The following is a 25,563-nucleotide window of genomic DNA, read 5'->3' on the forward strand; positions in this document are numbered from 1 at the left end:
AAACATGAGTCGTCAAACTTCAAACCGGGTGCATGGCATCGACCTGGCGGAAGCGTTGCGACAAGTGGGCTATTAGCTTAGAAGCCGCTTTAGTTCTTCTAGGAATGAGGTGGTCGTGTATCCCCATAATTTCGGGGAAAAGTCTGGTCCGTAGTCGATTTCGAAGGCGGTGTCCAAGTCTTCGGGGTGTTCGCTGATAAACGAGTTTATCTCGCGGATCAACTCAAGGTGACTCTCCCGGGGACAGTCGCGCTTGTAGCAAAAGATGATTTCTGGAAGCGTATCGCCCCATAGATCGGAATCTTCATTGAGATACGCACCGAAAAGCTGGTACATCTTCGGGTAGCGGATTGATGACATACATTCTCTTTGTAGAATTCAAGGATACGATTGTCGCGACGCCTGGCTGTTCAGGGAGATAGGGTGCCGTTCGAGTGTGGCGGACAGTGGGCTATTCCCTCAGAATTCGCTGCAATTCCTCAAGGAATGAGGCGGTCGTGTAGCCCCATAATTCCGGGTCAAAACCTTGCCCATAGTCGGTTTCGAAGGCGGCGTCCAGATCTTCTGGATGTTCGCCAATAAATAAATCAATTTCTTGAATCAATTCAAGATGATGTGCCCGCTTGCTGTCACTTTTATAGCAAGAGACGATCTCGAAAAGCGTATCTCCCCACAAATCGAAATCTTCATTAAGGTATGCACCAAACAACTGAAACATTTCTGGGTGACGTTTAGATAGCATATGTCCCATTTATCCGTAAATCTAAACTTTCCCTCGGTTTGCTTCTTCTGGCAGACATGGGATGGATCGTACGTGTACGAGCAGGCTACTCACTGAGAATCCGCTTCAGTTCCTCAAGGAATGAGAGGGTCGTGTAGCCCCATAATTCCGGTGAAAAATTTCGCCCATAGTCGGTCTCGAATGCAGAGTCAAGATCATCCAGATGTTCATTTATGAATAAATTAATTTCGCGGATCATCTCAAGGTGACTCTCTCGTGGGCAGTCTCTTTTGTAGCAGGAGAGGATTTCGGGAAGCGTATTTCCCCATATGTTGGAATCCTCGTTCAGGTAGCAGCAAAACAGCTGAAACATTTTTGGATGGCGAGTCGATAAACATACATCCCCTTCATACAATTCAAGGATGGTCGTGACGCGTGCGTGTGTCGGGAGGTATGGACCGTCCAGGTGTGGCGGCCAGCGGACTATTCTCTAAGAAGCCGTTTCAGCTCTTCGAGAAACGACGCAGTCGTATACTCCCACAATTGCGGATCAAAATCGTGCCCGTAGTCGGTTTCGAATGCGGTGTCCAGATCGTCGGGGTGTTCGCCTATGAATGAATCTATTTCGCGGATCATCTCAAGGTGGCTCTCTCGTGGGCAGTCTCTTTTATAGGAAGAGATGATTTCGGGAATCGTGTCTCCCCATATCTTGCAATCCTGATTGAGGTAGGCGCCAAACAACTGATACATCTTTGGGTAGCGAGTTGACCACATAAAATCCATCCATTTGCGAATACGATATCCTCGCCCGTCGCTGTTCTAGCGAGCGTGAGGTCGGCTGGCATGGCGTTCGACGGACTATTCCCTGAGCATCCGCTTCAATTCCTCAAGGAATGAGGCGGTCGTGTACCCCCATAATTCCGGATCAAAATCTTGCCCATAGTCGGTTTCGAAGGCGGCGTCCAGATCTTCTGGGTGTTCGCTAATAAACAAATCAATTTCTTGAATCAGTTCAAGATGATGCGCCCGCTCGCTGTCACTTTTATAGCAAGAGACGATCTCGAAAAGCGTATCTCCCCATAACCGGCAATCCTGATTAAGGTATGCGCCAAACAATTGATACATTTCCGGGTGGCGTTTAGATAGCATGGTTTTTCCTCATTCAACGTAGGCGGTTAAAATGTAATATGGCATGCCATTGTAGGTTTGATATTTTAAAACAATGACAACCTTATTCATCAGCGTTAAATTACCGGTCTTTCGAGTTACCCCATATCCGATGTTCCCCTGTACCGTTTGCATCAGAGTGAGAGGCCTGCGTTTCCCTGATGACTCTGCCCAATTCCGGATGCTGGCCGCATTGGTGCGCATAACTTCTGATATCGCTGATTCGGCCCGTTCAAGGTTCGTGAACGACGAAACGATTTTTCGATCCGGTTCGATCTTGAGCCTCTCGCGCAACTGAGCTTCGGTCCGCCCAACGTGCTTCTGCAGTGTATGTCCCCCAATCCCGCTCCCGTTTTTCGCTTCATGCATTTCCAGATTGATCCGCCCCATCGTAATGCGCGAAGCGCGCGCCGCCTTGATCGAGCCTGCAAACCCGAACGGCACGGCCAGATCTAGCAACACGGCAATACTGCCCGCCATGTCGGGGCTGGCGTTCATCGCTTCGGCCAGCTTTGTCGCGCCCCGCTGGGTCAGCGTCGCCGTGTCTCGCGCCGTCCATATCTGACGCAGACCGGCCGCCGCGGTGTCGGAGCCATGTGCGCCGAACATGATGCACCCGGCCTTACTCGCCATCGTTGGTTCAGGCATGACACACAGCGCGCCGGCTCCGGCCATTTCCAGCACGCCGCCGACGAGCTGTAGTCCGCCCCACAGGCGGTTCGTAACCATTTCAGTGGAGCTGATCGATTGGCGGCCCAATATCGCCGCCAACTGCGGTGCACTGAGTACGACCCGCACGCCGTCTTGTTCTTGTTCGCTCGACATCCCATATTCCTTTGTGCTTATTCGGGCGTGCCAAAGTATCAGTCGAGCACAATGAGCGATATGGGCGATGGATGATTCTGGCGTTTAGTTGATAAAGATCAAAATAAAAAGGCCACTCAAACAATTTGAGCGGCCTTTTTCGGCTATCAGCGATGGAGGTTATTTACCTTTGTTTCGCGCCATTTCACAGATTTGAAAATCGTCTCGATAAAAATATCGAGAAGTCGGAGGAGGGGCGCCCATCGCAAAAAATCTCCCCGCCTGAAACGAAAAGCGGCACCGCGCAAGAACCTCGCGCGATGCCGCAATAGAAAAGTGCGATCAGGCAAGCCATCGGTTACGTGAGGCCCAAAAACGGCCCACGCCAACCAGCCTGAATCCGCTAACTCACCTCACTCCACCTTCTGCCCAATCTCATGATTGGCGAGCACTTCGAGCGCGCGCACCATCGCCGAGTGATCCCACGCCTTCCCGCCATGCGCGACACACGCATTGAACAGCGCCTGACAGGTCGCGGTATTAGGCAGTGAAACCCCAAGCGCCTGCGCGGTCGACAGCGCCAGATTCAAATCCTTCTGATGCAGCTCGATCCGGAAGCCCGGATCGAAGGTCCGCTTGGTCATCCGCTCGCCGTGCACTTCCAGAATCCGCGACGACGCGAACCCGCCCATCAGCGCCTCGCGCACGCGCGCCGGATCGACGCCGGCCTTCGATGCGAGCAGGAGCGCTTCGCCGACCGCCTCGATGGTCGCCGCGACGATCACCTGGTTCGCGACCTTGCACACCTGGCCCGCGCCGACCGCGCCGATCAGCGTGACGTTCTTGCCCATCATGTCGAACAGCGGCTTCACGCTGTCGAAGCTCGCCTGTTCGCCGCCGACCATGATCGTCAGCGAGCCGGCCTTCGCGCCGACTTCGCCGCCCGACACCGGCGCATCGAGATAATCGGCGCCGCTCTCGCGCACGCGCCCCGCGAACTCGCGGGTCGCCATCGGCGAAATCGAGCTCATGTCGACCACGATCTGGCCCGCGCGCAGCGCGCTCGCGAGGCCGTTTTCGCCGAACAGCACGCGCTCGACGTCCGGCGTGTCCGGCACCATCACGAAGATCACGTCCGCGTGCGCGGCCACCGCGGCGGGGTTCTCGCACGCGAGCGCGCCGGCCTGGGTCAGTTCGGCGGGCACGCCGCTGCGCGTGAACGCGGCGAGCGACACGCCGTTCTTCAGAAGGTTGGCCGCCATGGGCTTGCCCATGATGCCGAGTCCGATAAAGCCTGCTTTTTGCATGGAATGCTCCGAAGGTGTGATGGCGACGCCGTTCAAGCCGCGCCCGCCTGGTTTGGCATGAAATGCTTCTGCACCGCCTGCGCGGCGCCCTTGAGCAGCCCGAGATCCGCGCAGACGGCGACCACGCGCGCGCCCATCGACAGATAACGTTCCGCGTCGGCCTGCACCGGCGCGAGGATGCCGCTCGATTTGCCGGCCGCCCGCGCGCGCTCGAACACGTGCGCGATCGCCTGCTGCACGTCCGGATGGCCGGCGTTGCCGAGCTGCCCATACGACGCCGCGAGGTCGGACGGGCCGACGAACACCGCGTCGACGCCGTCCACAGCGAGGATGCTGTCGATCGCGTCGACCGCGTTGCGGCTTTCGATCTGCGGGATCACGCAGACGTTGTCATTGGCGATTTCGAAGTAATCGGCGACGGTGCCGTAACGGTTGCCGCGATGGCCGACCGACACGCCGCGAATGCCCTGCGGCGGATAACGCGTCGCCGCGACCGCGCGGGCGGCGTCGTCGGCGCTGTCGACGAACGGCACGAGGAAGTTCGAGAAGCCGCTGTCGAGAAAGCGTTTGATCGCGACGCTGTCGTTGGCCGGCGGCCGCACCACCGGCGCGGTGCCGCTGTCCTTGAGCGCCATCAGTTGCGGGATCAGCGTGAGCACGTCGTTGGGCGCGTGCTCGGCATCCAGCAGGATCCAGTCGAAGCCGATGGTGCCCATCAGTTCGGTGACGATCGGGCTGGCCAGCGAGCTCCAGCAGCCGATCTGGGTTTGGCCTTCCCGCACCGCGCGGCGGAAATGGTTGGGTAAGGACTGATAGGGCGTGACAGCGGGCATGCGGTATCTCCTCGAACTGTTATGGATCGGGAACAGGCTCGGTCGACGCCCTAAAAAACCGCAAAATGCGAGTTATAAGTCGTCGTACATCTTGGTTCAGATTAGCATTGGGGCCGGTCGTTGTAACGGGCACGTAAACCCGTAGATCCCTGTCGGGCAAGCGTTCCGGGTTGCATGAAGGCCTGTCAGTGTTGTAGGATGACTTATATCCAAAGCGTTCACTTGAGGAAAGCCAAAAATGCCTATTACCGGCGAAATGCTGATCGGTCGCAAAGCGGTGCGCGGCGAAGAAAAAGCGCTGCGCGCATTCAATCCTGCCACGGGTTCCGACATCGCGGAGCCGGTGTTCGGCACCGGCACGGTTGCCAATGTCAACGCGGCCTGCGAGCTCGCGCAACAGGCGTTCGATTCGTACCGTCAACTGCCGCTCGCGGTGCGCGCCGAGTTTCTCGAGCGTATCGCCGACGGCATCACCGCGCTCGGCGATGAGCTGATCGAGCGCGCGCAGGCCGAATCGGGTCTGCCGAAAGCGCGCCTGGAAGGCGAGCGCGGCCGTACCACCGGCCAGCTGAAGCTGTTCGCGCAAACCGTGCGCGCCGGCCAGTGGCTGACCGCGACGCTCGATTCGGCGCTGCCGGAACGCAAGCCGCTGCCGCGCTCGGACCTGCGCATGCAGAAGATCGCGCTCGGCCCGGTCGCCGTGTTCGGCGCAAGCAACTTCCCGCTCGCGTTCTCGGTCGCCGGCGGCGACACCGCCGCGGCGCTCGCGGCAGGCTGCCCGGTCGTCGTGAAGGCGCACCGCGCGCACCTGGGCACCTCGGAGCTGGTCGGCCGCGTGATCCAGCGCGTCGCGCAGGAAATGGATCTGCCGGAAGGCGTGTTCTCGATGATCGTCGGCGCGGGTAACTCGGTCGGCGAAGCGCTGGTCGCGCATCCGGCGATCAAGGCGGTCGGCTTCACCGGTTCGCGCGCGGGCGGCACCTCGCTGATGCGCGTCGCGGCGGCGCGTGCCGAGCCGATTCCGGTCTACGCGGAAATGAGCAGCATCAACCCGGTGTTCCTGCTGCCGAACGCGCTGAACGCGCGCGGCGACAGCATCGCGCGTGGTTTCGTCGACTCGCTGGTGCTCGGCGCCGGCCAGTTCTGCACGAATCCGGGTCTCGCGATCGCGATCGACAGCGACGCGCTGAAGGGCTTCGTCGCGACCGCGTCGGAAGCGCTGACCGTGAAGCCGGCGCAGACGATGCTGACCGCCGGCATCCACGCCGCGTATGAAGACGGCGAGAGCAAGCTGGCCGCGACCAGGGGCGTCGAAGTGGTGGCGCGCGGCGCCGCGGCGAGCGGCCCGACCCAGGCATGCGCGGCGCTGTTCGTGACCGACGCGGCGACGTTCCTCGCGAACCCGGCGCTCGAGGACGAAGTGTTCGGCCCGGTGTCGACGATCATCCGCTGCAAGGACGAGCAGGAAATGCTCAAGGTCGCCGAGCACTTCGCCGGCCAGCTGACCGCGACGCTGCAGATGGACCGCGCCGACGTGGCGGCCGCGAAGAAGCTGGTGCCGATCCTCGAGCGCAAGGCTGGCCGGATTCTGGTCAACGGTTTCCCGACCGGCGTCGAAGTGTGTCACGCGATGGTCCACGGCGGCCCGTTCCCGGCGACCTCGGACAGCCGCGCGACCTCGGTCGGCACGACCTCGATCGACCGCTTCCTGCGCCCGGTCTGCTATCAGGACTTCCCGGCCGAGTTGCTGCCGGAAACGCTGGCCGACGGCAATCCGCTGCAACTGTGGCGCCGTCTGGATGGCGAGCTGTCGCGCGGATAAGCGTGGTTGGTGCGGCCTTGCGCGTTTGCGCGCGTGAGGCCGATAGACAAAAAAATGGCCGGGAAATCCCGGCCATTTTTTTCGCCCTCGAGCGTGTCGCGGCAAGCTCAGCTATTCGTCTCGCCGACCTCGTTCGCGCGCCGCAGACGCTCGCGGCTATTGGACAGATGCATGCGCATCGCCGCGCGCGCGCCTTCCGCGTCGTGACGCGAGATCGCTTCGAGAATGCTCTCGTGTTCGAGATTGACCAGCGACAGATACGCATCCGGATCGGCGCGCGCGATGCCGGCCGAGTCGAGCCGGTTGCGCGGAATCAGCGCGCTGCCCATCTGCGTGAGGATATCGACGAAGTAGCGGTTGCCGGTCGCGCGGGCCACCGAGATATGGAACTGCAGGTCGGCGTCGACGCTGTCGAGTCCGTTGTGGCGGGTCGCCTCGATCGCGTCGAGCGCGGCGCGCATCCGGCTCACGTCGTCCGGTTTCGCGCGTTGCGCGGCGAGGCCCGCGCATTCGGTTTCGAGGCTGATACGCAGCTCGAGAATCGACAGTACGTCGCGCAGGGTAGTGGCGGGCACCATGTCGATGCCGAGTTTTTCGCGCTGCGGTTCGAGCACGAAGCTGCCGATCCCGTGCCGCGTCTCGATCACCTTGCCCGCCTGCAGCCGCGAGATCGCCTCGCGGATCACCGTGCGGCTCACGCTGAGCGTGCCCATCAGCTGCGATTCGGTCGGCAGTTTGTCGCCCGGCTTCAGCACGTTGCTGGCGATCTGCTCGGTCACGTAGTTGACGACGAACTCGGCAAGATTGCGAGCGCGTCGTGGCGGGGCCGCGGATGCCAATGGAGTAGCCATCGAAAACGCTCCTTTTCTGGTTGTTTGCTGAGATCCCTGCGTTTCATTATATCGTCGTCTGACGACTGAATATATTAGAGCTCGATCGTTTTTCGGCGCAATTGTGACGAATGGAGTCGGAGCGCCGCCACACCGCATGTTTGGGCGCGTGGGCGGCGGGGACAGGGGACCGCTCCGACCCGTGGAAGTACGATAACGCAGCTCACAGCGCGCGCAGCTCGACCCGCCTGATGTCCTTGACGATCACCAGGTAGCTGATCACGGTCAGCAGCGCGTTCGCGCCGACGAACACCAGCGCGCCGTTGAACGAGCCCGACTGCGCGACCAGATAGCCGATCACGATCGGCGTGACGATGCCGGCGGCGTTGCCGAACATGTTGAAGATCGCGCCCGACAGACCCAGCGCTTCGCGCGGCGCGGTATCGGCCACCACCGCCCAGCCGAGCGCGCCGATGCCCTTGCCGAAGAACGCCAGCGACATCAGCGCGACCACCAGCCAGTCGGCCGACACGTAGTTGCAGCCGATGATGCAGGTCGACAGCAGCATCCCGCCGACGATCGGAATCTTGCGCGCGACGGTCAGCGAAAAGCCGCGGCGGATCAGCCCGTCCGACAGCACGCCGCCGAGCACCCCGCCGAGAAAGCCGCAGATCGCCGGCAGCGATGCGATCAGACCCGCGTGCAGGATCGTCATTCCGCGGGCCTGCACGAGGTAGATCGGAAACCACGTCAGGAAGAAGTAGGTCAGCACGTTGATGCAGAACTGCGCGAGATAGACGCCGAGCAGCATCCGGTTGGCGAGCAGCTGGCGCACCAGCGACCAGCCGCCGGCCTTCGCGATGTCAGGCGGACGGGCGGCGCCGCGCGGGCCGCTCACGAGGCCGCCGCCTTGCTCGATGTACTCGAGCTCGGCCTTCGACACGCGCGGATGGTCGGCCGGGTTCTTCATGAATTTCAACCACGTCAGCGCGAGCACGAGCCCGAGCGCGCCCATCACGACATACACCGAATGCCAGCCGAACGCGTGGGTCAGCCAGGCCATCAGCGGCGTGAACACGACCGCGGCGAAGTACTGGGCGGCATTGAAGATCGCCGACGCGGTGCCGCGCTCGCCGGTCGGAAACCAGCTCGCGACCACCTTCGCGTTGGCCGGGAAGGCCGGCGATTCGGCCGCGCCCATCGCGAAGCGCAGCACGAACAGCGCGGTCACCGCGGCGCCGGCGCTGCCGAACACGCCGATCGAGCTTTGCAGCAGCGTGAACAGCGACCACGAAAAGATGCTCGCCGCGTACACGCGCCGCGCGCCGAAACGGTCGAGCAGCCAGCCGGCCGGCAGTTGCGACAGCACGTAGGCCCAGCTGAACGCGGAAAAGATATAGCCCATGCGGACCGCGTCGAGGCTGAACTCGCCGCGCATCGCGGAACCGGTGACGGACAGCGTCGCGCGGTCGGCGTAGTTGAGGGTGGTGATCAGAAAGATCAGCAGCAAAATCGCGTAGCGGACCCTGGTGCGCGTCGCGCTATCGGCGGCCGCGCCGGTTCGGGTCGAACGGGCCGAGGGGCTCATGTCCATGGGGCATCTCCTGTGGGTGCGGGCGAGGCTGTGGCGCCACGCCCGGTGGCGCGTGGCCGTCTGCTCTCGTGCGAATGCACAAACGCCCGGCGACGTTGCCGTGCCGGGCGTTCGACGGGACCGTCTGGGCGGTCCTCGTTCATCAGGCTGCGCGCATACGCGTTGCGCGCAGCCGACGCCGGGGCCTTACTGCGGTCCGAGCTTCTTGATCAGCGCGTCGAGCATGTCCAGCTCTTCGGCGGTCAGATCGGTCAGCGGTGCGCGCACCGGACCCGCGTCGTGACCGACCAGCTTCGCGCCGGCCTTGACGATGCTGACCGCGTAGCCCGCGCGGCGGTTGCGGATCTTCAGGTACGGCAGGAAGAATTCGTCGATCAGCTTGCCGACCGTTGCGTGGTCGTCAGCGGCGATCGCGCGGTAGAAGTCCATCGCGGTCTTCGGGATGAAGTTGAACACCGCCGACGAGTACACCGGCACGCCGAGCGCCTTGTACGCTGCCGCGTAGACTTCCGCGGTCGGCAGGCCGCCGAGGTACGAGAAACGGTCGCCGAGGCGGCGGCGGATCGTCACCATGTTTTCGATCTCGCCCACGCCGTCCTTGAAGCCGATCAGGTTCGGGCAGGTGTCGGCCAGACGCTCGAGCATGTCGGCGTTCAGCTTCGAGTTCGCGCGGTTGTAAATGATCACGCCCATGTTCGGCACGGCCTTGCACACTTCCTCGGCGTGCGCCGCGATACCTTCCTGGGATGCTTCGGTCAGGTAGTGCGGCATCAGCAGGATGCCGTGCGCGCCGTGGCGCTCGGCTTCCTTCGCGTACTGGATCGCCACGCGGGTCGGGCCGCCGGCGCCGGCCAGGATCGGCACCTTGCCCTTGCACACTTCGGTCGCGGTCTTCACGACGTTCGAGTAGTCGTCTTGCGTCAGCGAGAAGAATTCACCCGTGCCGCCGGCCACGAACAATGCCGAAGCGCCGTACGGCGCGAGCCATTCGAGGCGTTCGGCGTAGGTGTCGGCGCGGAAGTTGCCTTGGGCGTCGAAGTCGGTGACGGGGAAGGACAGAAGGCCTTCCGAAACGATTGCTTTGAGTTCCTGCGGTGTCGTCATGGTCAGTAATCCAGCGTCGGAATGGTGTCGTGTTGGTCGGGTCCGACCGGGGCAGCGGCGCTGTCCCGGTAGAAAATCTTGGTTCATTCAGATTTCTTATACGTCATCGTACAACAACAATTCCGCTAACTCAACGGGGTTTTCACGGCATAATCCACCCTATAGGGTAAATACGGAACATCCGGCACAACTTCCGTGTTGTAGGATGACGTATGAATAGCTGGCGTGGCAGGTTGACAACGCCTCAAGGATCGATCAATGGAACAAACTCCGCTCTATATACGCGTGCATCCGAATGACAACGTCGCGATCGTCGTCAACGACGGCGGTCTGGGCGAGGGCGCGGTATTCGCCGATGGCCTGAAGCTGCGCGAGCGCGTGCCGCAGGGCCACAAGGTCGCGCTGGCCGATCTCGCTGAAGGCGACGAAGTGATTCGCTACAACGTGGTGATCGGCTATGCGCTGAAGGCGCTGCCGAAGGGCAGCTGGATCAACGAGCACGTGATCCGCATGCCGAGCCCGCCGGGCCTCGAAGATCTGCCGATCGCAACGACCAAAGCGCCGGAGATGGCGCCGCTCGAAGGCTATACGTTCGAGGGCTATCGCAACGCGGACGGCACGGTCGGCACCCGCAACATCCTCGCGATCACGACCACCGTGCAGTGCGTGGCCGACGTCGTGCAGCACGCGGTCACCCGCATCAAGGCCGAGCTGCTGCCGAAGTATCCGAACGTCGACGACGTCGTCAGCCTCGGTCACACCTACGGCTGCGGCGTCGCGATCGACGCGCCCGACGCGATGGTGCCGATCCGCACCGTGCGCAATATCGCGCTCAATCCGAACTTCGGCGGCGAAGTGATGATGGTGAGCCTGGGCTGCGAGAAATTGCAGCCCGAGCGGCTGATGCCGGCGGGCACGATTCCGATCGTGTCGGCGGCCAATCCGAGCGAGATCGCCGACATCGGCGACCTCGGCGCCGACGAGAACGGCGACGTGGTGGTGCTGCAGGACGAATCGCACGTCGGCTTCATGTCGATGATCGAGTCGATCATGCGCACGGCCGAGGGTCACCTGAAGCGCCTGAACAACCGCCGCCGCGAAACCTGCCCGGTGTCGGACCTCGTGGTCGGCGTGCAGTGCGGCGGCAGCGACGCGTTCTCGGGACTGACCGCCAATCCGGCGGTCGGCTTCGCGACCGATCTGCTGGTGCGGGCCGGCGGCACCGTGATGTTCTCGGAAGTCACCGAAGTGCGCGACGGCGTCGATCAGCTAACCGCGCGCGCGGCCAACGCGGACGTCGCCCAGGCGATCATCCGCGAGATGCAGTGGTACGACGATTATCTGAAGCGCGGCGGCGCCGACCGCAGCGCGAACACGACGCCGGGCAACAAGAAGGGCGGGCTGTCGAACATCGTCGAAAAGGCGATGGGCTCGATCATCAAGTCGGGCAACTCGGCGATCTCGGGCGTGCTGTCGCCGGGCGAGAAGGTCCGCCAGAAGGGCCTGATCTACGCGGCGACGCCGGCCAGCGACTTTATCTGCGGCACGCTGCAGGTCGCCTCGGGCATCACGCTGCACGTGTTCACGACCGGTCGCGGCACGCCGTACAGCCTGGCCGAAGTGCCGGTGATCAAGGTCGCGACCCGCTCGGATCTCGCGCGCCGCTGGCACGACCTGATGGACGTGAACGCCGGGACCATCGCGACCGGCCAGGCGAGCATCGAAGAGGTGGGTTGGGAGCTGTTCCGCCTGATGCTCGAAATCGCCAGCGGCCGTCAGCAGACCTGCGCGGAGAAGCTCAAGCTGCACAACGCGCTGGTGCTGTTCAACCCGGCGCCGGTGACCTGAGCGGTAACGCAACGCAGCGCAACGCACCGCACCGCACCGCACCGCGGTGCAGCCGCGGCGAGCGCTGGACGTGCCGGCGTTCGCGTTGGCGGGCGCCCGGGCCGCGCGCCGCTTTCGCTCCTTGCTCCGGTCCGCCGCTGCCATTGCCGTTGCAGCCGCGGTCCCGATCCGCCCGATATTCCAGAACCATAAACAGACATCAATCCATGACCGATTCGAACGTTGACCGCTCCGCGGCCAGGAAACCCTTCCGTCGTCTGCTGCTGACCGGCGCCGCCGGCAACCTCGGCAAGCAGTTGCGTCCCGCGCTCGCCCAATGGGCCGACATCGTGCGCGTGTCCGACATCGCGCCGCTCGGCGAACTCGCGCCGCACGAAGAAGCCGCGCTCGTCGATCTGGCCGACGCGGAGGCAGTGCATGCGCTGCTCGAAGGCGTGGACGCGGTCGTGCATCTGGGCGGCATCTCGGTCGAGGCGCCGTTCGAAGACATTCTCGAAGCGAACATCCGCGGCATCTACAACCTGTACTCGTCGGCGCAAAAGCACGGCGTGAAGCGCGTGATCTATGCGAGCTCGAACCACGCGGTGGGCTTTCATCCGGTGACCTCGGTGCTCGGCACCGACGCGCCGCTGCGCCCGGACGGCATGTACGGCGTGTCGAAGTGCTTCGGCGAATCGCTGTCGCGCTATTACTTCGACCGCTTCGGTCTCGAAACCGTGTGTCTGCGGATCGGTTCGTCGTTCGAGCAGCCGAAGACCGCGCGGATGCTGGTCACGTATCTGAGCTATCGCGACTTCATCGAACTCGTGCGCTGCTCGCTGTTCACCAACCGGGTGGGCCACGCGATCGTCTACGGCGTGTCGGATAACCGCATCAAGTGGGTCGACAACACCAATGCCGCGTTCCTCGGCTTCCGTCCGCAGGACAGCTCCGAGCAGTTCGAGCATCTGTTCCCGCCGGTCGCCCCCGACACCCGTTTCGACGACCCGACCCAGCTGTACCAGGGCGGCCCGTTCGTGCTGGCCGGCCCGATGGAGCCGAAGCGCGAGGCCGGCAAGGATGCGAAGTAAATGAGCGCGAACCCGCAAGTCGAACGTTTCGAAGCCGCCGGGCCGCTGCCCGCCGCGACCGGCGAAAGCCCGGTCTGGCGCGCGGCCGAACAGGCGCTGTACTGGGTCGACATCCCGGCGAAGAAGATCGTGCGCGGCTCGCTGGAGACCGGCAAGCGCAGCGAGTGGCAGTTGCCGGAACAGGTTGCCTGTATTGCGTTCGATCGCAACGGCACCGTGCTGGCCGGCTGCGAGACCGCGCTGTTCGCGGTGACGCTGGCCGCCGCGGCCGATACTGGCGCGTCTGCCGGCGAACCGCTGACGGCGTCGCTGCGCAAGCTCGCGGCGCCGGAATTCCCGCACCCGGGCATGCGTTTCAACGACGGCCGCTGCGATCGCCAGGGCCGCTTCTGGTCCGGCACGATGGTGATGGACATGGCCGCGGCGATCCCGGGCGGCGCGCTGTACCGCTTCGACGAGAAGGGCACGCTGTCCGCGCCGGTGGTCGATGCGCTGATCACGCAGAACGGCCTGGGCTGGTCGCCGGACGGCGCGACGATGTACCTGTCCGACTCGCATCCGCAGCGCCGGCTGATCTGGGCGTTCGACTATGACGTCGCCACCGGCGAGCCGCGCAACCGCCGGGTGTTCGCCGATCTGAACCACTACGTGGGCCGTCCCGACGGCGCGGCGGTGGATGCCGACGGCTGCTACTGGATCTGCGCGAACGACGCCGGCCAGCTGCTGCGTTTCACGCCGCAGGGCAAGCTCGACCGGCAGATCGCGGTGCCGGCCATCAAGCCGGCGATGTGCGCGTTCGGCGGCCGCGATCTCGACACGCTGTTCGTCACGTCGATCCGGCCGGGCAGCGGCGCGACCGAGCACGACGGCCAGGTGTTCGCGCTGCGGCCCGGCGTGAAGGGACTGCCCGAGCCCGAATACGCCGGGCAACTGTAAGCGGATTCAAATACGGCAAACGCCGGGACGCGGTTTCAGGTCCCGGCGTTGTCATTTCCGGGTCATGTTCTATGGCCCTTAATTTGTCACTCGTCGTACAACACATAGCAATCAGACCACGCTCGCATCCGGCTTATCTCACAAAAATACAACACTTGAAGCGACCTTTTTAAATGCCTGCTGGGGCGATGCCGAGCCGCGCTGCGTCTGGACGCGCTGCTGCGCCGGTCAGTGCTGCCGGAGCCCCGCTGGGTGCGGGTAAATACCGTCTGTACAAGCTAAAGGCCCTTTTATAGACTTCATATGTCGTCGTACAACATATAAGCCCAAACAAATAGCTTTCTGCGGTTTGGCTGTGCGTGCGAATGCGATGCGCTTAAGCGCAGCAGTGCGGTTGTCGTGAAGGCCGCACGCGCTGTGCGAGCGCGCCGACGCGATCGAAGTAAGTAGTCGAGCGATCGACTGGAGTGCTGGATTCACTGCGCCGGGGAGTTGCGCAGCCAGTACGGCAAGTGCCCGCACCTGCGAGGGGGTGAGCGCCGCCGGGGACGCATCAAACCATGTCACATCCCCAGTCGATGGGATGGTCTATTTTTCAAGGAATGTCACGATGAACAAGAAGTTTGCCTCTTCCCGTGTTTCGATGACCGTCGCGGCCGCGGCGCTGGCGTTCGGCTCGATGTCGGCGCAAGCGCGCGTGTTCCGTTGCGCCGACGTGCACGGCGATACCTTCCCGACCAACATGGCGGTGAAGTTCATGGGCGAGCAGATCAACAAGGCGACCGGTGGCAAGGATTCCGTGAAGGTGTTCGGCAACAGCGCGCTCGGTTCCGAAAACGACACGATCGACCAGGTGCGCATCGGCGCACTCGACATGGCGCGTGCCAACGGCGCGGCGTTCAACGAGATCGTGCCGGAATCGATGATCCCGTCGCTGCCGTTCCTGTTTCGCGACGTCGATCATTTCCGCAAGGTGATGTACGGTCCGGAAGGCCAGAAGATCCTCGACGCGTTCACCGCGAAGGGCATGGTCGCACTGACGTTCTACGAGAGCGGCGCGCGTTCGATGTACGCGAAGAAGCCGATCAAGTCGCCGGCCGACATGAAGGGTCTGAAAGTGCGCGTGCAGCCGTCGGACCTGATGGTCGACGAAATCAAGGCAATGGGCGGCACGCCTACCCCGATGCCGTTCTCGGAAGTCTATACGGGCCTGAAGACGGGTCTCGTGGACGGCGCGGAAAACAACCTGCCGTCGTACGACGAAACCAAGCACTTCGAAGTGGCTCAGGTGTACTCGGAAACCCAGCATTCGATGACGCCGGAAGTGCTGGTGTTCTCGAAGAAGATCTGGGACAAGCTCTCGCCCGAGGAACAACAGATCATCAAGAAGGCCGCGGCCGACTCGGTGCCCTACTACCAGAAGCTGTGGACCGCGCGTGAAGCCGACGCGCAGAAGGCTGTGACGAAGGGCGGCGCAACGATCGTGACGGCTGCGCAAATCGATCGTCCGGCGTTCGTGAAGGTGATGCAGCCGGTGTGGGTGAAGTACGAAAAGACCCCGGCGATGAAGCAGATCGTCGACGAAATCCAGGCAGTCAAGTAAGCCGGTCTCGCGTCGTTCGACGCACTACGTAATTTGCAACGCTTGTAGCAGCAGTGGCGCGAAGGTCTCGCGGGGCAACCCTCGAGGCCTTGCGTCGTGCGGTGTCGCGCGCGCGTGACCACCGTGTCCGCACCGCACTGCTGCCTGTCACACATCGGTCGTCAGCAAGGACAGGGTCATGAGTTTCCTTAAACGCCCAAACGATTTTCTTTTTCGCGTGCTGCTGGTGCTGGCGTCGTTCGCCCTCGCCGCACTGTGTCTGCTCGTCATTTATAGCGTGGTAATGCGCTACGTATTCGCCGATGCGCCCGACTACGTCGAGCCCATCGCACTGCTGCTGGTGATCCTGATCGCGATGTTCGGCGCCGCGCTGAAGGTTCGCGAAGGCGGCCACATCGGCCTGGACTCGCTGGTCAAGAAGCTGCCGCCGAAAGGTCAGGTGGCGGCCACCGCGATCCAGCACCTGTGCCTCATCGCTTTCGCGGTGGCGGTGTTCGTCGGCTGCTGGGAAATGGCGGAGACCACGATGCACGACCGCATTCCGATCATCGGCGTGCCGGAAGGGCTGCGTTACTGCATCCCGATCGTCGCGAGCGTGTGCATCGCGTTGTTCTCGCTCGAACATCTGCTCGAACTGTTCGCCGGCAAGCGCAGAGAGCAGGCGCTCGAACTCTCCGTCACGGAATAAAAGCAGATCCATCATGGAACTTACCCTTCTCACCGTCAGTTTTCTCGTGTTCCTCTTCCTGGGGGTTCCGGTTTCGTTCGCCCTGGGTCTGTCCTGCGTGCTGACCTATCTGTTCGAAGGTCTGCCGACCGCGACCGCGATGCAGTCGATGATCTCGGGGATGAACGGCTTCTCGTTCCTCGCGGTGCCGTTCTTCATCTTCTCGGGCGAGCTGATGCTGCACGGCGGCATCGCCGACCGCATCCTGCGTTTCGCGCAGTCCACCGTCGGCCACTTCCGCGGCGGCCTCGGGATGGCCAACGTGGTCGCCTGTACGCTGTTCGGCGGCGTGTCCGGTTCGCCGACCGCCGACACGTCGGCGATGGGCGGCGTGGTGATCCCGCTGATGAAGCGCGAAGGTTATAGCGCGGCGTACGCGGTCAACGTGACGACTCACTCGTCGCTGGCCGGCGCGCTGATGCCGACCTCGACCAACATGATCATCTACGCGTTCGCGGCGCAAGGCGTGAGCGGCGTGCTCAACGGCAAGCAGATCACCGGCGTGTCGATCGGCGACCTGCTGTTCTCGGGTCTGTTGCCGGTGCTGTGGGTGATGGGTCTCGTGCTGGTCGCCGCGTACTGGCAGGCCGTGAAGTTCGGCTATCCGCGCCGTGCCGACGGTTCGACCGGTCTGCAGCGCTTCCCGGGCTGGATGGCGGTGCTGCGCACCTTCATCGGCGCGGTGCCGGGCCTGATGGTGATCGCGATCATCCTGTTCTGCGTGGCGCGCGGGATTGCCACCGCGACCGAGGCAGCCGCGATCGCGGTCGGCTATTCGCTGATCCTGACGATCGTCGTGTATCGCTCGCTGTCGCTCGCCAAGCTCGGCCATGCGCTCGGCAAGGCGGCCAAAACCACCGGCGTGGTGCTGCTGCTGATCGGCGTATCGAACATGCTGCGCTTCCAGATGGCCTATCTGGAGATTCCGGACGCGATCGAACGCATGCTCGACGGCGCGACCTCGCTGCCGTGGCTGATGCTGCTGTACATCAACGTGATCCAGGTGTTCCTCGGCACGTTCGTCGACATGGCCGCGCACATCCTGATCACGACGCCGCTGTTCCTGCCGATGGCGATGCACAACGGCGTGGGTCCGGTTCAGTTCGGCATCATGATTCTGCTGAACTGCGCGCTCGGTCTGGTGCACCCGCCGATCGGCTCGGTTCAGTTCATTGGATGTGCAATTGGCAACGTGTCGATTGGTGAAACTACCAAGGTGGCGTGGCCGTATTACCTGGCTATCTTCAGCGCCATCAATATCGTGACGTACGTTCCGTGGTTCTCGACGTGGTTGCCCAGTGTGATCAACGGGCACCCGGTGTTCTAAGCAGATAATTGATTTTTTCCACACTCAGCGGTGCCTGCCCGGGCCGCAAAAAGATAGTTTCCAACAGAGGAGTAAAAATGAAAAAGACTCTCGTCGCCGCAGCTGTGGGGTTGGTCGCCCTGAGCGCACAGGCTCAAAGCAGCGTGACTTTGTACGGTATCGTCGATGCGGGGATCGGCTGGCAGAACAGCTCCACGACGCTGAGCGCGCTCGGTTCGTCGCGGCCGTCGCCGGGTGGTGCCTCGCAAGTCAAGATGATCAACGGCATTTGGGCAGGCAGCCGTTTCGGCCTGAAGGGCTCGGAAGATCTGGGTGGCGGCACCAAGGCCATCTTCACGTTGGAGCAGGGCTTTAACAGCGCGAACGGCGCGCAATCCGTGACGGGTCTGATGTTCAGCCGTCAGGCATGGGTTGGTCTGACGAATGCGCAGTACGGTACCTTCACGGCCGGCCGCCAGTACACGTCGTACTACACGCTGCTGTCGCCGTACAGCCCGACCACGTGGCTGACCGGTGCCTACGGCGCGCACCCGGGTGATATCGACTCGCTGGACACGCTGTACCGCGCGAATAACTCGCTGGTCTACACGTCGCCGAGCTTCCGCGGCCTGACGATCAGCGGTTCGTACTCGCTCGGCGGCAATGCGGGCAGCACCGGCGCTGGCCAGGTGTGGAGCGTCGCTGCACAGTACCTGAACGGCCCGGTCGGTATCGCCGCAGGTATCCAGCGCATCGACAACGCGGGTATCGCTACGCGCACGCCGCCTGCCGTGAACTGGAATTCGGCGATGTCGAACAACGGCGCAGAACCGGCCGTGTCGGCAATCAACAACGGCTTCCAGACCGCAGCGAAGCAGCAGCGCGTTGCCGTGACCGGCGGCTACGCGTTCAACTCGCAGTGGGACGTGTCGGCTTCGTACTCGAACGTTCAGTACGCTCCGGGCGCGGGCTCGTTCTTCGGCAACACGCAGATCTGGAATACCGGCGGCGCGGTGCTGCACTACAAGCCGATCGCCGTGCTGGACCTGGCTGCTGGCTACAGCTACACCCGTGCAACGCAAGCGAACGGCATCACGAGCGCGGCGACGTACAACCAGTTCAACCTGTCGCAGTACTACACGCTGTCCAAGCGCACCGGCATCTACGCGCTGGAAGCGTATCAGCGTGCTAGCGGCAAGACGCTGGCAGGCGACGGCCGTACCATCATCGACGCAACCGCAAGCATCGGTGACGCTCAGAACGGTTCGCCGGCTTCGTCGCGCAGCCAGGTTGCTGTCGGCGTGGGCATGATCCACAAGTTCTAAATAGTTACTGAAAAGATGGCGGCGTGTTGTTTTGCTGCCACAACAACACGATTTTTTCGGGTTGTCAGTGATGCAGGCTGCGCATGAAAGTGCGCAGCTTTTTTTTCGCCCGCAGCTTTTCGAGGGGCGGAGAGCGCCGTTGCCGGAATGTCCGTGGCGGCGTATTTCGGTGCGACGCCGGTCCGATCCGGACGCCGCCGCAAAGCGCGAATTTCTTCGGCTCTCAAGCGTCCGTCCACAAGCGGCCACCCCTGGCCCGGTATGCGCCTTTGACGTCGGTCAGCGGCGAATTAACTCTTCAGTTAAAACATTGGGTCGTCGCGCGTTGAGAGTGGCTATTTTTCGTCCGTGCGTGTCTAAGCCGGGCGCTGCGTTGCACGCGCGCTTTCGCGCTACGATACAAGCCCGGCGCGCGCCGCGCCGTTTGCTGAGGAGACGCCAATGCGTGAATTGCGATGGACTTCCGAAGAAGGCGACGGCATCGAGCATCTGAGCTTCAATGCGCACGACGACGGCTTTGCGGTGGAGAGCGTCGTGGTCGGGCAGCGTTACGGCAAGGCGTACGGGCTGCACTACGCAGTGCGCTGCGATGCGCAGTGGCGTACCCGCTACGCGTGGCTGAAGATCGTCGGCGGCGGCGAGCTGGAGTTACATGGCGACGGCGCGGGCCACTGGCACGACGGGCACGGGCTTGCATTGAGCGCGCTCGAAGGCTGCATCGACATCGATATTGCCGCGACGCCGTTTACCAACACGCTGCCGATTCGCCGCCTGCAACTGGCCGAGGGCGAGCGTCAGCCGATCGAAGTCGCGTACATCTCGACACCCGATCTGCAGGTCACGCGCGCCGGGCAGGCGTATTCGTGCATCGCGTTGAATCGCGAGTACCGCTATGAAGGCATTTTCCGCGACTTCGTCGCGAACCTGACGGTGGATGGCGACGGTCTGGTGATCGACTATCCGACCTTGTTCGCGCGTTCGCCGCGCGGGGGATGAGCGGCGCGCGCGGCGGCGTCGCTCGTTTGCATATCCGCTGACTGCGCATCGACGAAGCGCGCGATGCTCGCCGCGATCCGCTCCGGCTCGCGCAGCACGACCCAATGGCCGGCGTCGATTTCGATGCGCCGGTACGCGCCGAGCCAGCCTTCGAGGCCCAGCGACAGCGCCGGCCCGACGTAACGATCGCGCAGCGGCACGATGAACTGCACCGGCACTTGCGTGCGACGCGCGCGCGGCCGCCTCAGTTTGTCGATGAAATTCGCGCGATACAGATTGAGTCCGTTCAGCGCGTTGCGCTTTTGCGCGGACTCGCGTTCGGTGCGGACGCGTTCGGTCACGCGCAGCCACAGCGGCCACATGCGGGCGCCGCCCGCGCGCCAGATCAGCTCCGGCAGCAAGGGCAGGTGAAAGAAGAAGATGTACCAGGACTTCAGCGTCTGGCGCACGCCGCTGCCAAACGGGCGCCTCGCGCCGCGCGGGCTCGCTGCGCGATCGGCATCCGGCGCGCCGCGGCCGCGCAGATCGAGCGACGCATGATCGAGGCACGGCCCCGAGATCGACGTGTATGACGCGATGCGGTCGCTAAACGCCGGATCGGTGACCGCTTCCCAGCTCTGAATCGAACCCCAGTCGTGACCGACGAGGTGAAACGGCCGCGCGCCGCAAGTCGCGTCGGCGACCGCGGCCAGATCGGCCGCGAGCCGTGCGAGCTTGTAGCCGCTGCGCGCGGCGGGCGCGCCCGACGCGCCCGCGCCGCGCACGTCGTAAGCAATCACCCGATAGCGCCGGTCCAGCCGCGCGCGCACCGGCTCCCACACCGAGGCCGAATCCGGATAGCCGTGCACCAGCACGAGCGGCGGCGCGTCGCGCGGACCGCTCACGTAGACCGCGAGCCGCACGTCGCCGGCGTCGACCGAAAGCGTTTCGCGGATCACGCGGCCGCCCGCACGCCTCGGCGTGCGCGGCGCGTGCCGGGCAAGCCGACGTTGGCGGCATTAGCGGCATCTACCGCGGCGACGAGGCCGTCGATGCGCGCGAGTTGGTCGCGATTGTCGTGATCCCACGGATGGAAGCCGGGCCGGAAAAAGCTCAGCCATTCGCCGGCGATGCTCGGCAACACGCCGCGGCGCGGTCCCCACACGTAGCGGGTCAGCCGCCACATGCCGCGCAGATGGCCGCCGCGTTTGCGATCGGCGACGATCAGGCGCACGTTGTAGTCGAACACGATCAGCCAGAAAATCAGCGTCGTGATGAGCATCGTGCCGGCGCGCAGCAGATAGCGGCCGAGGCCGGGCATGAGCACCGCATTCCACACGTCGTAAGAAACGGACTTGTGCTCGGTTTCCTCGAGCGCGTGCCACGTCCACATCTGCGTATAGCCTTCGACGGAACCGGCGATACGGCTCGAGTCTTCGAGCAGCAGCGCGGCCAGCATCGCGGTGTAGTGTTCGAGGCAGACCGTGATCGCCAATTGCCAGGAGTGCGGCAGATATTTGCGGAACAGGTTCAGAAACCACAGCAGCCGGTTATCGAGCTTGTGAGCGGGCAGCCCCGCCTGTTGCAGCAGATCGTTGTATTCGATGTGCTCGCGCGTATGCATCGCTTCCTGACCGATGAAGCCGAGCACCTGCTTCTTCAATTCCGGATCGTCGATCCGGTCGCGATAGTTGCGCACCGAATCCATGAAGAAGCGCTCGCCGGCCGGAAACAGCAGCGACAGTGCGTTGTAAAAGTGCGTGACGTGCGAGCCCTGCGCGTGCCAGTCGCAGGCGCGCTGCGCTGGCAGGTTGAAACGTAGGTCGCGGCGAACTGGCATCATGGCCCTTCTCCCGATGATTTATTACGTACTGCAAAGCTGAATGGCGGTGTGCGGATGCGGGCGACGGCGCACGTGCTTCAGGCGCGCCCGCCGTCGAGCTGCGCGGCGCGACGCGCGCGCCTGGCCGCGCTGCGTTTGAGCCGGCGCGTCTGCATGACGACCAGCGCCTGATGCGCGGCGGGCAGCGTGCGGGCGAGCCAGTCGGCCGCGCGTGCGTCGCGGCCGATCAGCACGCGCCGTTTGTTTTTGCGCACGCCGTCGAGAATCACGCGGGCGGCGTCGTCGGCCGTGGTGATAAAGAACTTCTCGAAGTCGTCGCGGCCTTGCTGCTCGTTCTCGACCATGAAGCCGACCATGTTCGGCGCGATCCGGCTGGCCTGCGCGATATTGGTGCGGATGCCGCCCGGATGCACACAGGTCGCGGAGACGCCGCATTTGAGCAGGTCGAGTTCCTGGCGCAACGCTTCGGTAAAGCCGCGCACCGCGAACTTGGTCGCGTTGTAGCCGCTCATGCCTGGCTGTGCGAACAGTCCGAATACGCTCGAGGTATTGACGATATGACCCGCGCCGGACGCCTTCAGGTACGGCAAAAACGCCTTCGTGCCATGCACGACGCCCCAGAAGTTGATGCCGACGATCCACTCGAGATCCGCGTACTCCATCCCTTCGATCGTGCTCGACAGCGCGACGCCCGCGTTGTTGAACACGAGGTTCACGCCCTCGTGTTCGAGCGCGGTGGCGGCGGCCCAGTCGAACATCGCGGCGCGATCGGCGACGTCGAGCTCGCGCGTGGTAATGCGGAGCGGCGCGCCGAGCCGTTGCGGCGCGGCGGCCCGCGCAAGCTGCGCGGTCTCGGCGAGGCTGGCCGGATTGCGGTCGGCCAGCGCGAGGTGGCAACCTTCGCCCGCCAGCTGGATCGCCAGCGAGCGGCCCATGCCCGAACCCGCGCCGGTGATCGCGGCCACTCTGTCGGTGAAGTTCTTCATGCGCTTTTCCTCCCTGATGGATGCGCTGTCGTTTTTATCGGTTCAGCTCGCTTCGGCCGACGTGACCGCGGCGTTCGCGAGTCCTTGCCGGGCCGCGCCATGTTCGGCTGGATGGCCGGCAAAGGTGTCGCCCTGCGCGGCAGGTGCGGCGGGTGCATACGCGAAGTAATCGTCGAGGCGGAAGCTGCTGGTGGCTTGGCGAAACCTGTACGCGAAGCCCGGCCACAGCGTGGTGTTCTTGCCGGTCTTCGGATCGAGATACCAGCTGTTGCAGCCGCCGGTCGACCAGATCGCGCGTCCGAGCTTCTGCTGGATGCGCTCGTTGTACTGACGCTCGACCTGCGGACGCACTTCGATCGCGGCCGTGCGCTCCGCTTTCATCGTCTGCAGTGCCTGCAGGATGTATTCGACCTGCGACTCGATCATGAACACCATCGAGTTATGGCCGAGCCCGGTGTTCGGGCCGACGATCATGAAAAAGTTCGGATAGCCAGGCAAGGTCGTACCGAGATACGCGTGCGCGCCGTCGCGCCACGTATCGACGATGTCGACGCCGCCGCGCCCGCGCACGACGCCCGGCGCAAACGGATCGGCAACCTGGAAGCCGGTGCCGAAGATCAGACAGTCGGCCGGGTGGCGTACGCCGTCGGTCGTGACGACCGCGTCGGCCTCGATCCGCGCGATGCCGGTCGTGTTGACCGACACGTTCGGCTGCGCTACAGCCGGGAAGTAGTCGTTCGAGATCAGGATGCGCTTGCAGCCCATCGTGTAGTTCGGCGTGAGCGTCGCGCGCAGTTGCGGGTCGGGCACCTGGCGGCGCAAATGGCGCGCGGCGACTTTCTGCGCGGTCTTCATCAGCGACGGATGCACCGCGAAGCCGACTGCGCGCGATTCGAGCATCCAGTACAGCGCCGAACGCATGATCTTCTGCGTGAACGGCAGCCGTTTGAACAGCCATTGTTCGAGCGGCTTCAGCGGCCGGTCGGCCTTCGGCATGATCCACGGCGGAGTGCGCTGGAATAGTTCGAGGTGCGCGACGCGCGGCTGGATTTGCGGCACGAACTGGATCGCGCTCGCGCCGGTGCCGATCACCGCGACGCGTTTGCCTTCGAGCGGATAGCTGTGATCCCAGTGCTGCGAATGAAACGCCTTGCCCGCGAAGTTTTCGATGCCGGGAATCTCGGGCAGCGCCGCGCGCGACAGTCCGCCCATCCCCGAAACCAGCACGCGCGCCGACCATTGCTGGCCGTTCGCGAAGCGCAGTTGCCAACGGTGGCGCGTTTCGTCGTAGTGCGCGCTGGCGAGTTCATGACCGAAGCGCAGATGCGGCTCGATGCCGAAGCGTCGCGTGCAGTCTTCGAGATACGCGCGAATTTCCGGTTGGCGCGCGAACATGCGGCTCCAGCGCGGATTCGGCGCGAACGAAAACGAGTAGACGTGCGATTGGACATCGCACGCGCAGCCGGGGTAGTGGTTGTCGCGCCAGGTGCCGCCGACCGAATCGGCTTTCTCGGCGATCACGAAATCGGTAAAGCCGGCCTGCCGCAGACGGATCGCCATGCCGAGGCCCGCGAAGCCGGAGCCGATGATCGCAACGTCGGTCTCGACCGGGGCGGGCTGCGCAGGCTCGCCCCGCTGGGACCGGGCGGCATCGTGGGACATCGTGCGGGCGTTCATCCGGACCGTCTCCTTGCTTACGCTGCTGACTGTTACATTGAGTGATGTAACAATAGAGGCGGAGAAGGTCGGACGCAAGGCGCTGGCTAGAAGGGGGGCTCTAGGACGGTCTCAAGCGCGCATCGTCGCGCGTGAATGCTTGGCCAGCGGATCAGGCGATCGCCGCAGCTTATTTTTTCGCTTTGCTTTTGCGCGCCGCGCCGCGTTTTTCCGCCGCTCGTTCGCGTTCGTGTGCGTGATGGCCGTCGGCCGGATGACCGAGCCTCGTCGCCATGATCGCCGCGACGCGGTCGCCGAGATAATCGCCGGACGCTTCTTCGAGCGCGCGATTCATCTCGCCTTCGACCAGCACGCTCGCGAGCGGCCGCAGCCGCCAGATCGCATCGACCAGCTCGGGCACGTCGGCGGGCGGCGGCAGCGCGTCGGCTTCGTAGCGATCGAGTTGACGCACGACCAGATCGACCAGCGCCTTCGCGATCGCGTTGAAATGCGGCCGCGCGATGCTGACCGCGTCCAGCAAGTCGGCGAGCGGAATGCCTTCCCTGGCCATCGTCGCGCCCGCGGCGATTGCGCTCGGGCTATTCGATACGAACGACAGTCCGTCGCGTTCCAGCACGCCCAGTTCGACCGCTTTCGCGAGCGCGCTCGGCGACGCCTTGTCGCCGAACATCTGCAGCAGTTCGATCAGCGAGTACTTGCGCGGCCGTTCGCGCGACCAGCGTCCGCCAATCGCGGTTTCGAGTCCGAGGATCGAGCGCAGATCATGACCTTCGTCGACCGCCTTGATCAGATCCTGGATGTTCGCGAGCGTGTAGCCGCGCGCGAGCAGGTGATTGATCAGCTTCAGACGCGACACGTGCGTGTCGTCATAGACGCCGACCCGACCGCGCTTCTCCGGCGGCGCGAGCAGACCGCGATCCTGATACGCGCGCACGTTGCGCACCGTGGTGTCGGTGACGCGCGCGAGTTCGTCGACGGTGTATTCGTTGCGCGGCGCGGTGGTGGCCGGCTGGGCGGGCGCGGCGGACGCGCGGGGAGCGGAGGAAGACGGGTTCGGCATGCACGGATTCTAACGCGGCCGTGCG

The 25,563-nt window shown here is 63.6% G+C and carries 26 protein-coding genes; 9 read left to right on the forward strand and 17 right to left on the reverse strand.

Features of this window, described 5'->3' with window-relative positions:
• Positions 1–72: 72 nt before the first annotated feature.
• The 8 genes from LJ656_RS28830 to garL form a co-directional block, all read right to left on the reverse strand.
• Positions 73–360, reverse strand: coding sequence for a contact-dependent growth inhibition system immunity protein (locus LJ656_RS28830; protein WP_230512888.1), 288 nt, complete (start codon positions 358–360; stop codon positions 73–75).
• 91 nt (positions 361–451) lie between these two features.
• Complete coding sequence (locus LJ656_RS28835) at positions 452–742, reverse strand: contact-dependent growth inhibition system immunity protein (RefSeq protein WP_230512889.1); 291 nt, start codon at positions 740–742, stop codon at positions 452–454.
• An 85-nt stretch (positions 743–827) separates the two neighbouring features.
• Positions 828–1,094 carry a contact-dependent growth inhibition system immunity protein gene (locus LJ656_RS28840; RefSeq protein ID WP_230512890.1) on the reverse strand — a complete coding sequence of 89 codons (267 nt, stop codon included), beginning with the start codon at positions 1,092–1,094 and terminating at the stop codon, positions 828–830.
• A gap of 110 nt (positions 1,095–1,204) precedes the next feature.
• A complete protein-coding gene (locus LJ656_RS28845; RefSeq protein ID WP_230512891.1) occupies positions 1,205–1,495 on the reverse strand; it encodes a contact-dependent growth inhibition system immunity protein in 291 nt (96 codons plus the stop codon).
• Between the two features lie 84 nt (positions 1,496–1,579).
• Positions 1,580–1,870 carry a contact-dependent growth inhibition system immunity protein gene (locus tag LJ656_RS28850; RefSeq protein ID WP_230512892.1) on the reverse strand — a complete coding sequence of 97 codons (291 nt, stop codon included), beginning with the start codon at positions 1,868–1,870 and terminating at the stop codon, positions 1,580–1,582.
• Between the two features lie 9 nt (positions 1,871–1,879).
• Positions 1,880–2,713, reverse strand: a complete 834-nt coding sequence (locus LJ656_RS28855) for an RNase A-like domain-containing protein (RefSeq protein WP_230512893.1) — start codon at positions 2,711–2,713, stop codon at positions 1,880–1,882.
• Between the two features lie 392 nt (positions 2,714–3,105).
• Positions 3,106–4,020 (reverse strand): 2-hydroxy-3-oxopropionate reductase, encoded by a 915-nt coding sequence (locus tag LJ656_RS28860; protein WP_329958912.1) that lies wholly within the window; start codon positions 4,018–4,020, stop codon positions 3,106–3,108.
• A gap of 11 nt (positions 4,021–4,031) precedes the next feature.
• Complete coding sequence (gene garL / locus LJ656_RS28865) at positions 4,032–4,832, reverse strand: 2-dehydro-3-deoxyglucarate aldolase (RefSeq protein ID WP_230512895.1); 801 nt, start codon at positions 4,830–4,832, stop codon at positions 4,032–4,034.
• Positions 4,833–5,070: 238 nt separating this feature from the next.
• On the opposite strand from garL, the gene LJ656_RS28870 reads away from it, so the two are divergent.
• The gene (locus tag LJ656_RS28870; RefSeq protein WP_230512896.1) at positions 5,071–6,654 is read left to right on the forward strand and encodes an aldehyde dehydrogenase (NADP(+)); all 1,584 of its coding nucleotides are present in this window, start codon (positions 5,071–5,073) and stop codon (positions 6,652–6,654) included.
• A gap of 107 nt (positions 6,655–6,761) precedes the next feature.
• Here LJ656_RS28870 and LJ656_RS28875 read toward each other — a convergent pair whose 3' ends face one another.
• From LJ656_RS28875 to kdgD, 3 genes are all read right to left on the reverse strand, one after another.
• On the reverse strand, positions 6,762–7,505 hold the full coding sequence (locus LJ656_RS28875; RefSeq protein ID WP_230512897.1) for a FadR/GntR family transcriptional regulator: 744 nt from the start codon (positions 7,503–7,505) through the stop codon (positions 6,762–6,764).
• A gap of 202 nt (positions 7,506–7,707) precedes the next feature.
• Positions 7,708–9,078: an MFS transporter gene (locus LJ656_RS28880; RefSeq protein ID WP_230512898.1), complete on the reverse strand. Its 1,371-nt coding sequence runs from the start codon at positions 9,076–9,078 to the stop codon at positions 7,708–7,710.
• A gap of 186 nt (positions 9,079–9,264) precedes the next feature.
• A complete protein-coding gene (gene kdgD / locus LJ656_RS28885) occupies positions 9,265–10,182 on the reverse strand; it encodes a 5-dehydro-4-deoxyglucarate dehydratase (protein WP_230512899.1) in 918 nt (305 codons plus the stop codon).
• A gap of 258 nt (positions 10,183–10,440) precedes the next feature.
• Between kdgD and garD the strand changes: the two genes are divergently transcribed.
• From garD to LJ656_RS28920, 7 genes are all read left to right on the forward strand, one after another.
• Positions 10,441–12,030, forward strand: coding sequence for a galactarate dehydratase (gene garD, locus LJ656_RS28890; RefSeq protein WP_230512900.1), 1,590 nt, complete (start codon positions 10,441–10,443; stop codon positions 12,028–12,030).
• Positions 12,031–12,236: 206 nt separating this feature from the next.
• Positions 12,237–13,100, forward strand: a complete 864-nt coding sequence (locus LJ656_RS28895) for an NAD-dependent epimerase/dehydratase family protein (RefSeq protein ID WP_230512901.1) — start codon at positions 12,237–12,239, stop codon at positions 13,098–13,100.
• Positions 13,101–14,036, forward strand: coding sequence for an SMP-30/gluconolactonase/LRE family protein (locus tag LJ656_RS28900; protein WP_230512902.1), 936 nt, complete (start codon positions 13,101–13,103; stop codon positions 14,034–14,036).
• Between the two features lie 610 nt (positions 14,037–14,646).
• Entirely contained in the window at positions 14,647–15,639 is a 993-nt protein-coding gene (locus tag LJ656_RS28905) for a TRAP transporter substrate-binding protein (RefSeq protein ID WP_230512903.1), read from the forward strand.
• A 178-nt stretch (positions 15,640–15,817) separates the two neighbouring features.
• A complete protein-coding gene (locus tag LJ656_RS28910) occupies positions 15,818–16,327 on the forward strand; it encodes a TRAP transporter small permease (protein ID WP_230512904.1) in 510 nt (169 codons plus the stop codon).
• Between the two features lie 13 nt (positions 16,328–16,340).
• On the forward strand, positions 16,341–17,693 hold the full coding sequence (locus tag LJ656_RS28915) for a TRAP transporter large permease (RefSeq protein WP_230512905.1): 1,353 nt from the start codon (positions 16,341–16,343) through the stop codon (positions 17,691–17,693).
• Positions 17,694–17,770: 77 nt separating this feature from the next.
• A complete protein-coding gene (locus tag LJ656_RS28920; protein ID WP_230512906.1) occupies positions 17,771–18,997 on the forward strand; it encodes a porin in 1,227 nt (408 codons plus the stop codon).
• On the opposite strand, the gene LJ656_RS28925 is transcribed toward LJ656_RS28920, so the two are convergent.
• Entirely contained in the window at positions 18,994–19,224 is a 231-nt protein-coding gene (locus LJ656_RS28925) for a hypothetical protein (RefSeq protein WP_230512907.1), read from the reverse strand. The two genes, LJ656_RS28920 and LJ656_RS28925, sit on opposite strands and share 4 nt — an antisense overlap.
• A 214-nt stretch (positions 19,225–19,438) precedes the next feature.
• On the opposite strand from LJ656_RS28925, the gene LJ656_RS28930 reads away from it, so the two are divergent.
• A complete protein-coding gene (locus LJ656_RS28930) occupies positions 19,439–19,993 on the forward strand; it encodes a putative glycolipid-binding domain-containing protein (RefSeq protein ID WP_230512908.1) in 555 nt (184 codons plus the stop codon).
• Here LJ656_RS28930 and LJ656_RS28935 read toward each other — a convergent pair.
• The 5 genes from LJ656_RS28935 to LJ656_RS28955 form a co-directional block, all read right to left on the reverse strand.
• Entirely contained in the window at positions 19,954–20,931 is a 978-nt protein-coding gene (locus LJ656_RS28935) for an alpha/beta fold hydrolase (RefSeq protein ID WP_230512909.1), read from the reverse strand. The two genes, LJ656_RS28930 and LJ656_RS28935, sit on opposite strands and share 40 nt — an antisense overlap.
• Positions 20,928–21,815, reverse strand: coding sequence for a metal-dependent hydrolase (locus tag LJ656_RS28940; protein ID WP_230512910.1), 888 nt, complete (start codon positions 21,813–21,815; stop codon positions 20,928–20,930). Before LJ656_RS28940 ends, LJ656_RS28935 begins: the two co-directional genes overlap by 4 nt.
• A gap of 77 nt (positions 21,816–21,892) precedes the next feature.
• Entirely contained in the window at positions 21,893–22,801 is a 909-nt protein-coding gene (locus LJ656_RS28945; RefSeq protein ID WP_230512911.1) for an SDR family NAD(P)-dependent oxidoreductase, read from the reverse strand.
• A 42-nt stretch (positions 22,802–22,843) separates the two neighbouring features.
• Positions 22,844–24,478 (reverse strand): flavin-containing monooxygenase, encoded by a 1,635-nt coding sequence (locus LJ656_RS28950; protein WP_230512912.1) that lies wholly within the window; start codon positions 24,476–24,478, stop codon positions 22,844–22,846.
• Between the two features lie 169 nt (positions 24,479–24,647).
• On the reverse strand, positions 24,648–25,538 hold the full coding sequence (locus tag LJ656_RS28955) for a MerR family transcriptional regulator (protein WP_230512913.1): 891 nt from the start codon (positions 25,536–25,538) through the stop codon (positions 24,648–24,650).
• Positions 25,539–25,563: the final 25 nt, after the last annotated feature.

This window comes from Paraburkholderia sejongensis (genome assembly GCF_020880815.1).
GTDB lineage: Bacteria > Pseudomonadota > Gammaproteobacteria > Burkholderiales > Burkholderiaceae > Paraburkholderia > Paraburkholderia sejongensis.

Excerpts from the sequence above, each read along its gene's own strand:
- LJ656_RS28850 (WP_230512892.1), bottom strand. The coding sequence starts at position 1,870 with ATGCTATCTAAACGCCACCCGGAAATGTATCAATTGTTTGGCGCATAC.
- garD (WP_230512900.1), top strand. The coding sequence starts at position 10,441 with ATGGAACAAACTCCGCTCTATATACGCGTGCATCCGAATGACAACGTC.
- LJ656_RS28950 (WP_230512912.1), bottom strand. The coding sequence starts at position 24,478 with ATGAACGCCCGCACGATGTCCCACGATGCCGCCCGGTCCCAGCGGGGC.
- LJ656_RS28855 (WP_230512893.1), bottom strand. The coding sequence starts at position 2,713 with ATGTCGAGCGAACAAGAACAAGACGGCGTGCGGGTCGTACTCAGTGCA.
- LJ656_RS28905 (WP_230512903.1), top strand. The coding sequence starts at position 14,647 with ATGAACAAGAAGTTTGCCTCTTCCCGTGTTTCGATGACCGTCGCGGCC.
- LJ656_RS28870 (WP_230512896.1), top strand. The coding sequence starts at position 5,071 with ATGCCTATTACCGGCGAAATGCTGATCGGTCGCAAAGCGGTGCGCGGC.
- kdgD (WP_230512899.1), bottom strand. The coding sequence starts at position 10,182 with ATGACGACACCGCAGGAACTCAAAGCAATCGTTTCGGAAGGCCTTCTG.
- LJ656_RS28875 (WP_230512897.1), bottom strand. The coding sequence starts at position 7,505 with ATGGCTACTCCATTGGCATCCGCGGCCCCGCCACGACGCGCTCGCAAT.
- LJ656_RS28920 (WP_230512906.1), top strand. The coding sequence starts at position 17,771 with ATGAAAAAGACTCTCGTCGCCGCAGCTGTGGGGTTGGTCGCCCTGAGC.
- LJ656_RS28845 (WP_230512891.1), bottom strand. The coding sequence starts at position 1,495 with ATGTGGTCAACTCGCTACCCAAAGATGTATCAGTTGTTTGGCGCCTAC.
- LJ656_RS28830 (WP_230512888.1), bottom strand. The coding sequence starts at position 360 with ATGTCATCAATCCGCTACCCGAAGATGTACCAGCTTTTCGGTGCGTAT.
- LJ656_RS28840 (WP_230512890.1), bottom strand. The coding sequence starts at position 1,094 with ATGTTTCAGCTGTTTTGCTGCTACCTGAACGAGGATTCCAACATATGG.
- LJ656_RS28895 (WP_230512901.1), top strand. The coding sequence starts at position 12,237 with ATGACCGATTCGAACGTTGACCGCTCCGCGGCCAGGAAACCCTTCCGT.
- LJ656_RS28915 (WP_230512905.1), top strand. The coding sequence starts at position 16,341 with ATGGAACTTACCCTTCTCACCGTCAGTTTTCTCGTGTTCCTCTTCCTG.
- LJ656_RS28900 (WP_230512902.1), top strand. The coding sequence starts at position 13,101 with ATGAGCGCGAACCCGCAAGTCGAACGTTTCGAAGCCGCCGGGCCGCTG.
- LJ656_RS28835 (WP_230512889.1), bottom strand. The coding sequence starts at position 742 with ATGCTATCTAAACGTCACCCAGAAATGTTTCAGTTGTTTGGTGCATAC.
- LJ656_RS28910 (WP_230512904.1), top strand. The coding sequence starts at position 15,818 with ATGAGTTTCCTTAAACGCCCAAACGATTTTCTTTTTCGCGTGCTGCTG.
- LJ656_RS28955 (WP_230512913.1), bottom strand. The coding sequence starts at position 25,538 with ATGCCGAACCCGTCTTCCTCCGCTCCCCGCGCGTCCGCCGCGCCCGCC.
- garL (WP_230512895.1), bottom strand. The coding sequence starts at position 4,832 with ATGCCCGCTGTCACGCCCTATCAGTCCTTACCCAACCATTTCCGCCGC.
- LJ656_RS28930 (WP_230512908.1), top strand. The coding sequence starts at position 19,439 with ATGCGTGAATTGCGATGGACTTCCGAAGAAGGCGACGGCATCGAGCAT.
- LJ656_RS28880 (WP_230512898.1), bottom strand. The coding sequence starts at position 9,078 with ATGGACATGAGCCCCTCGGCCCGTTCGACCCGAACCGGCGCGGCCGCC.
- LJ656_RS28940 (WP_230512910.1), bottom strand. The coding sequence starts at position 21,815 with ATGATGCCAGTTCGCCGCGACCTACGTTTCAACCTGCCAGCGCAGCGC.
- LJ656_RS28945 (WP_230512911.1), bottom strand. The coding sequence starts at position 22,801 with ATGAAGAACTTCACCGACAGAGTGGCCGCGATCACCGGCGCGGGTTCG.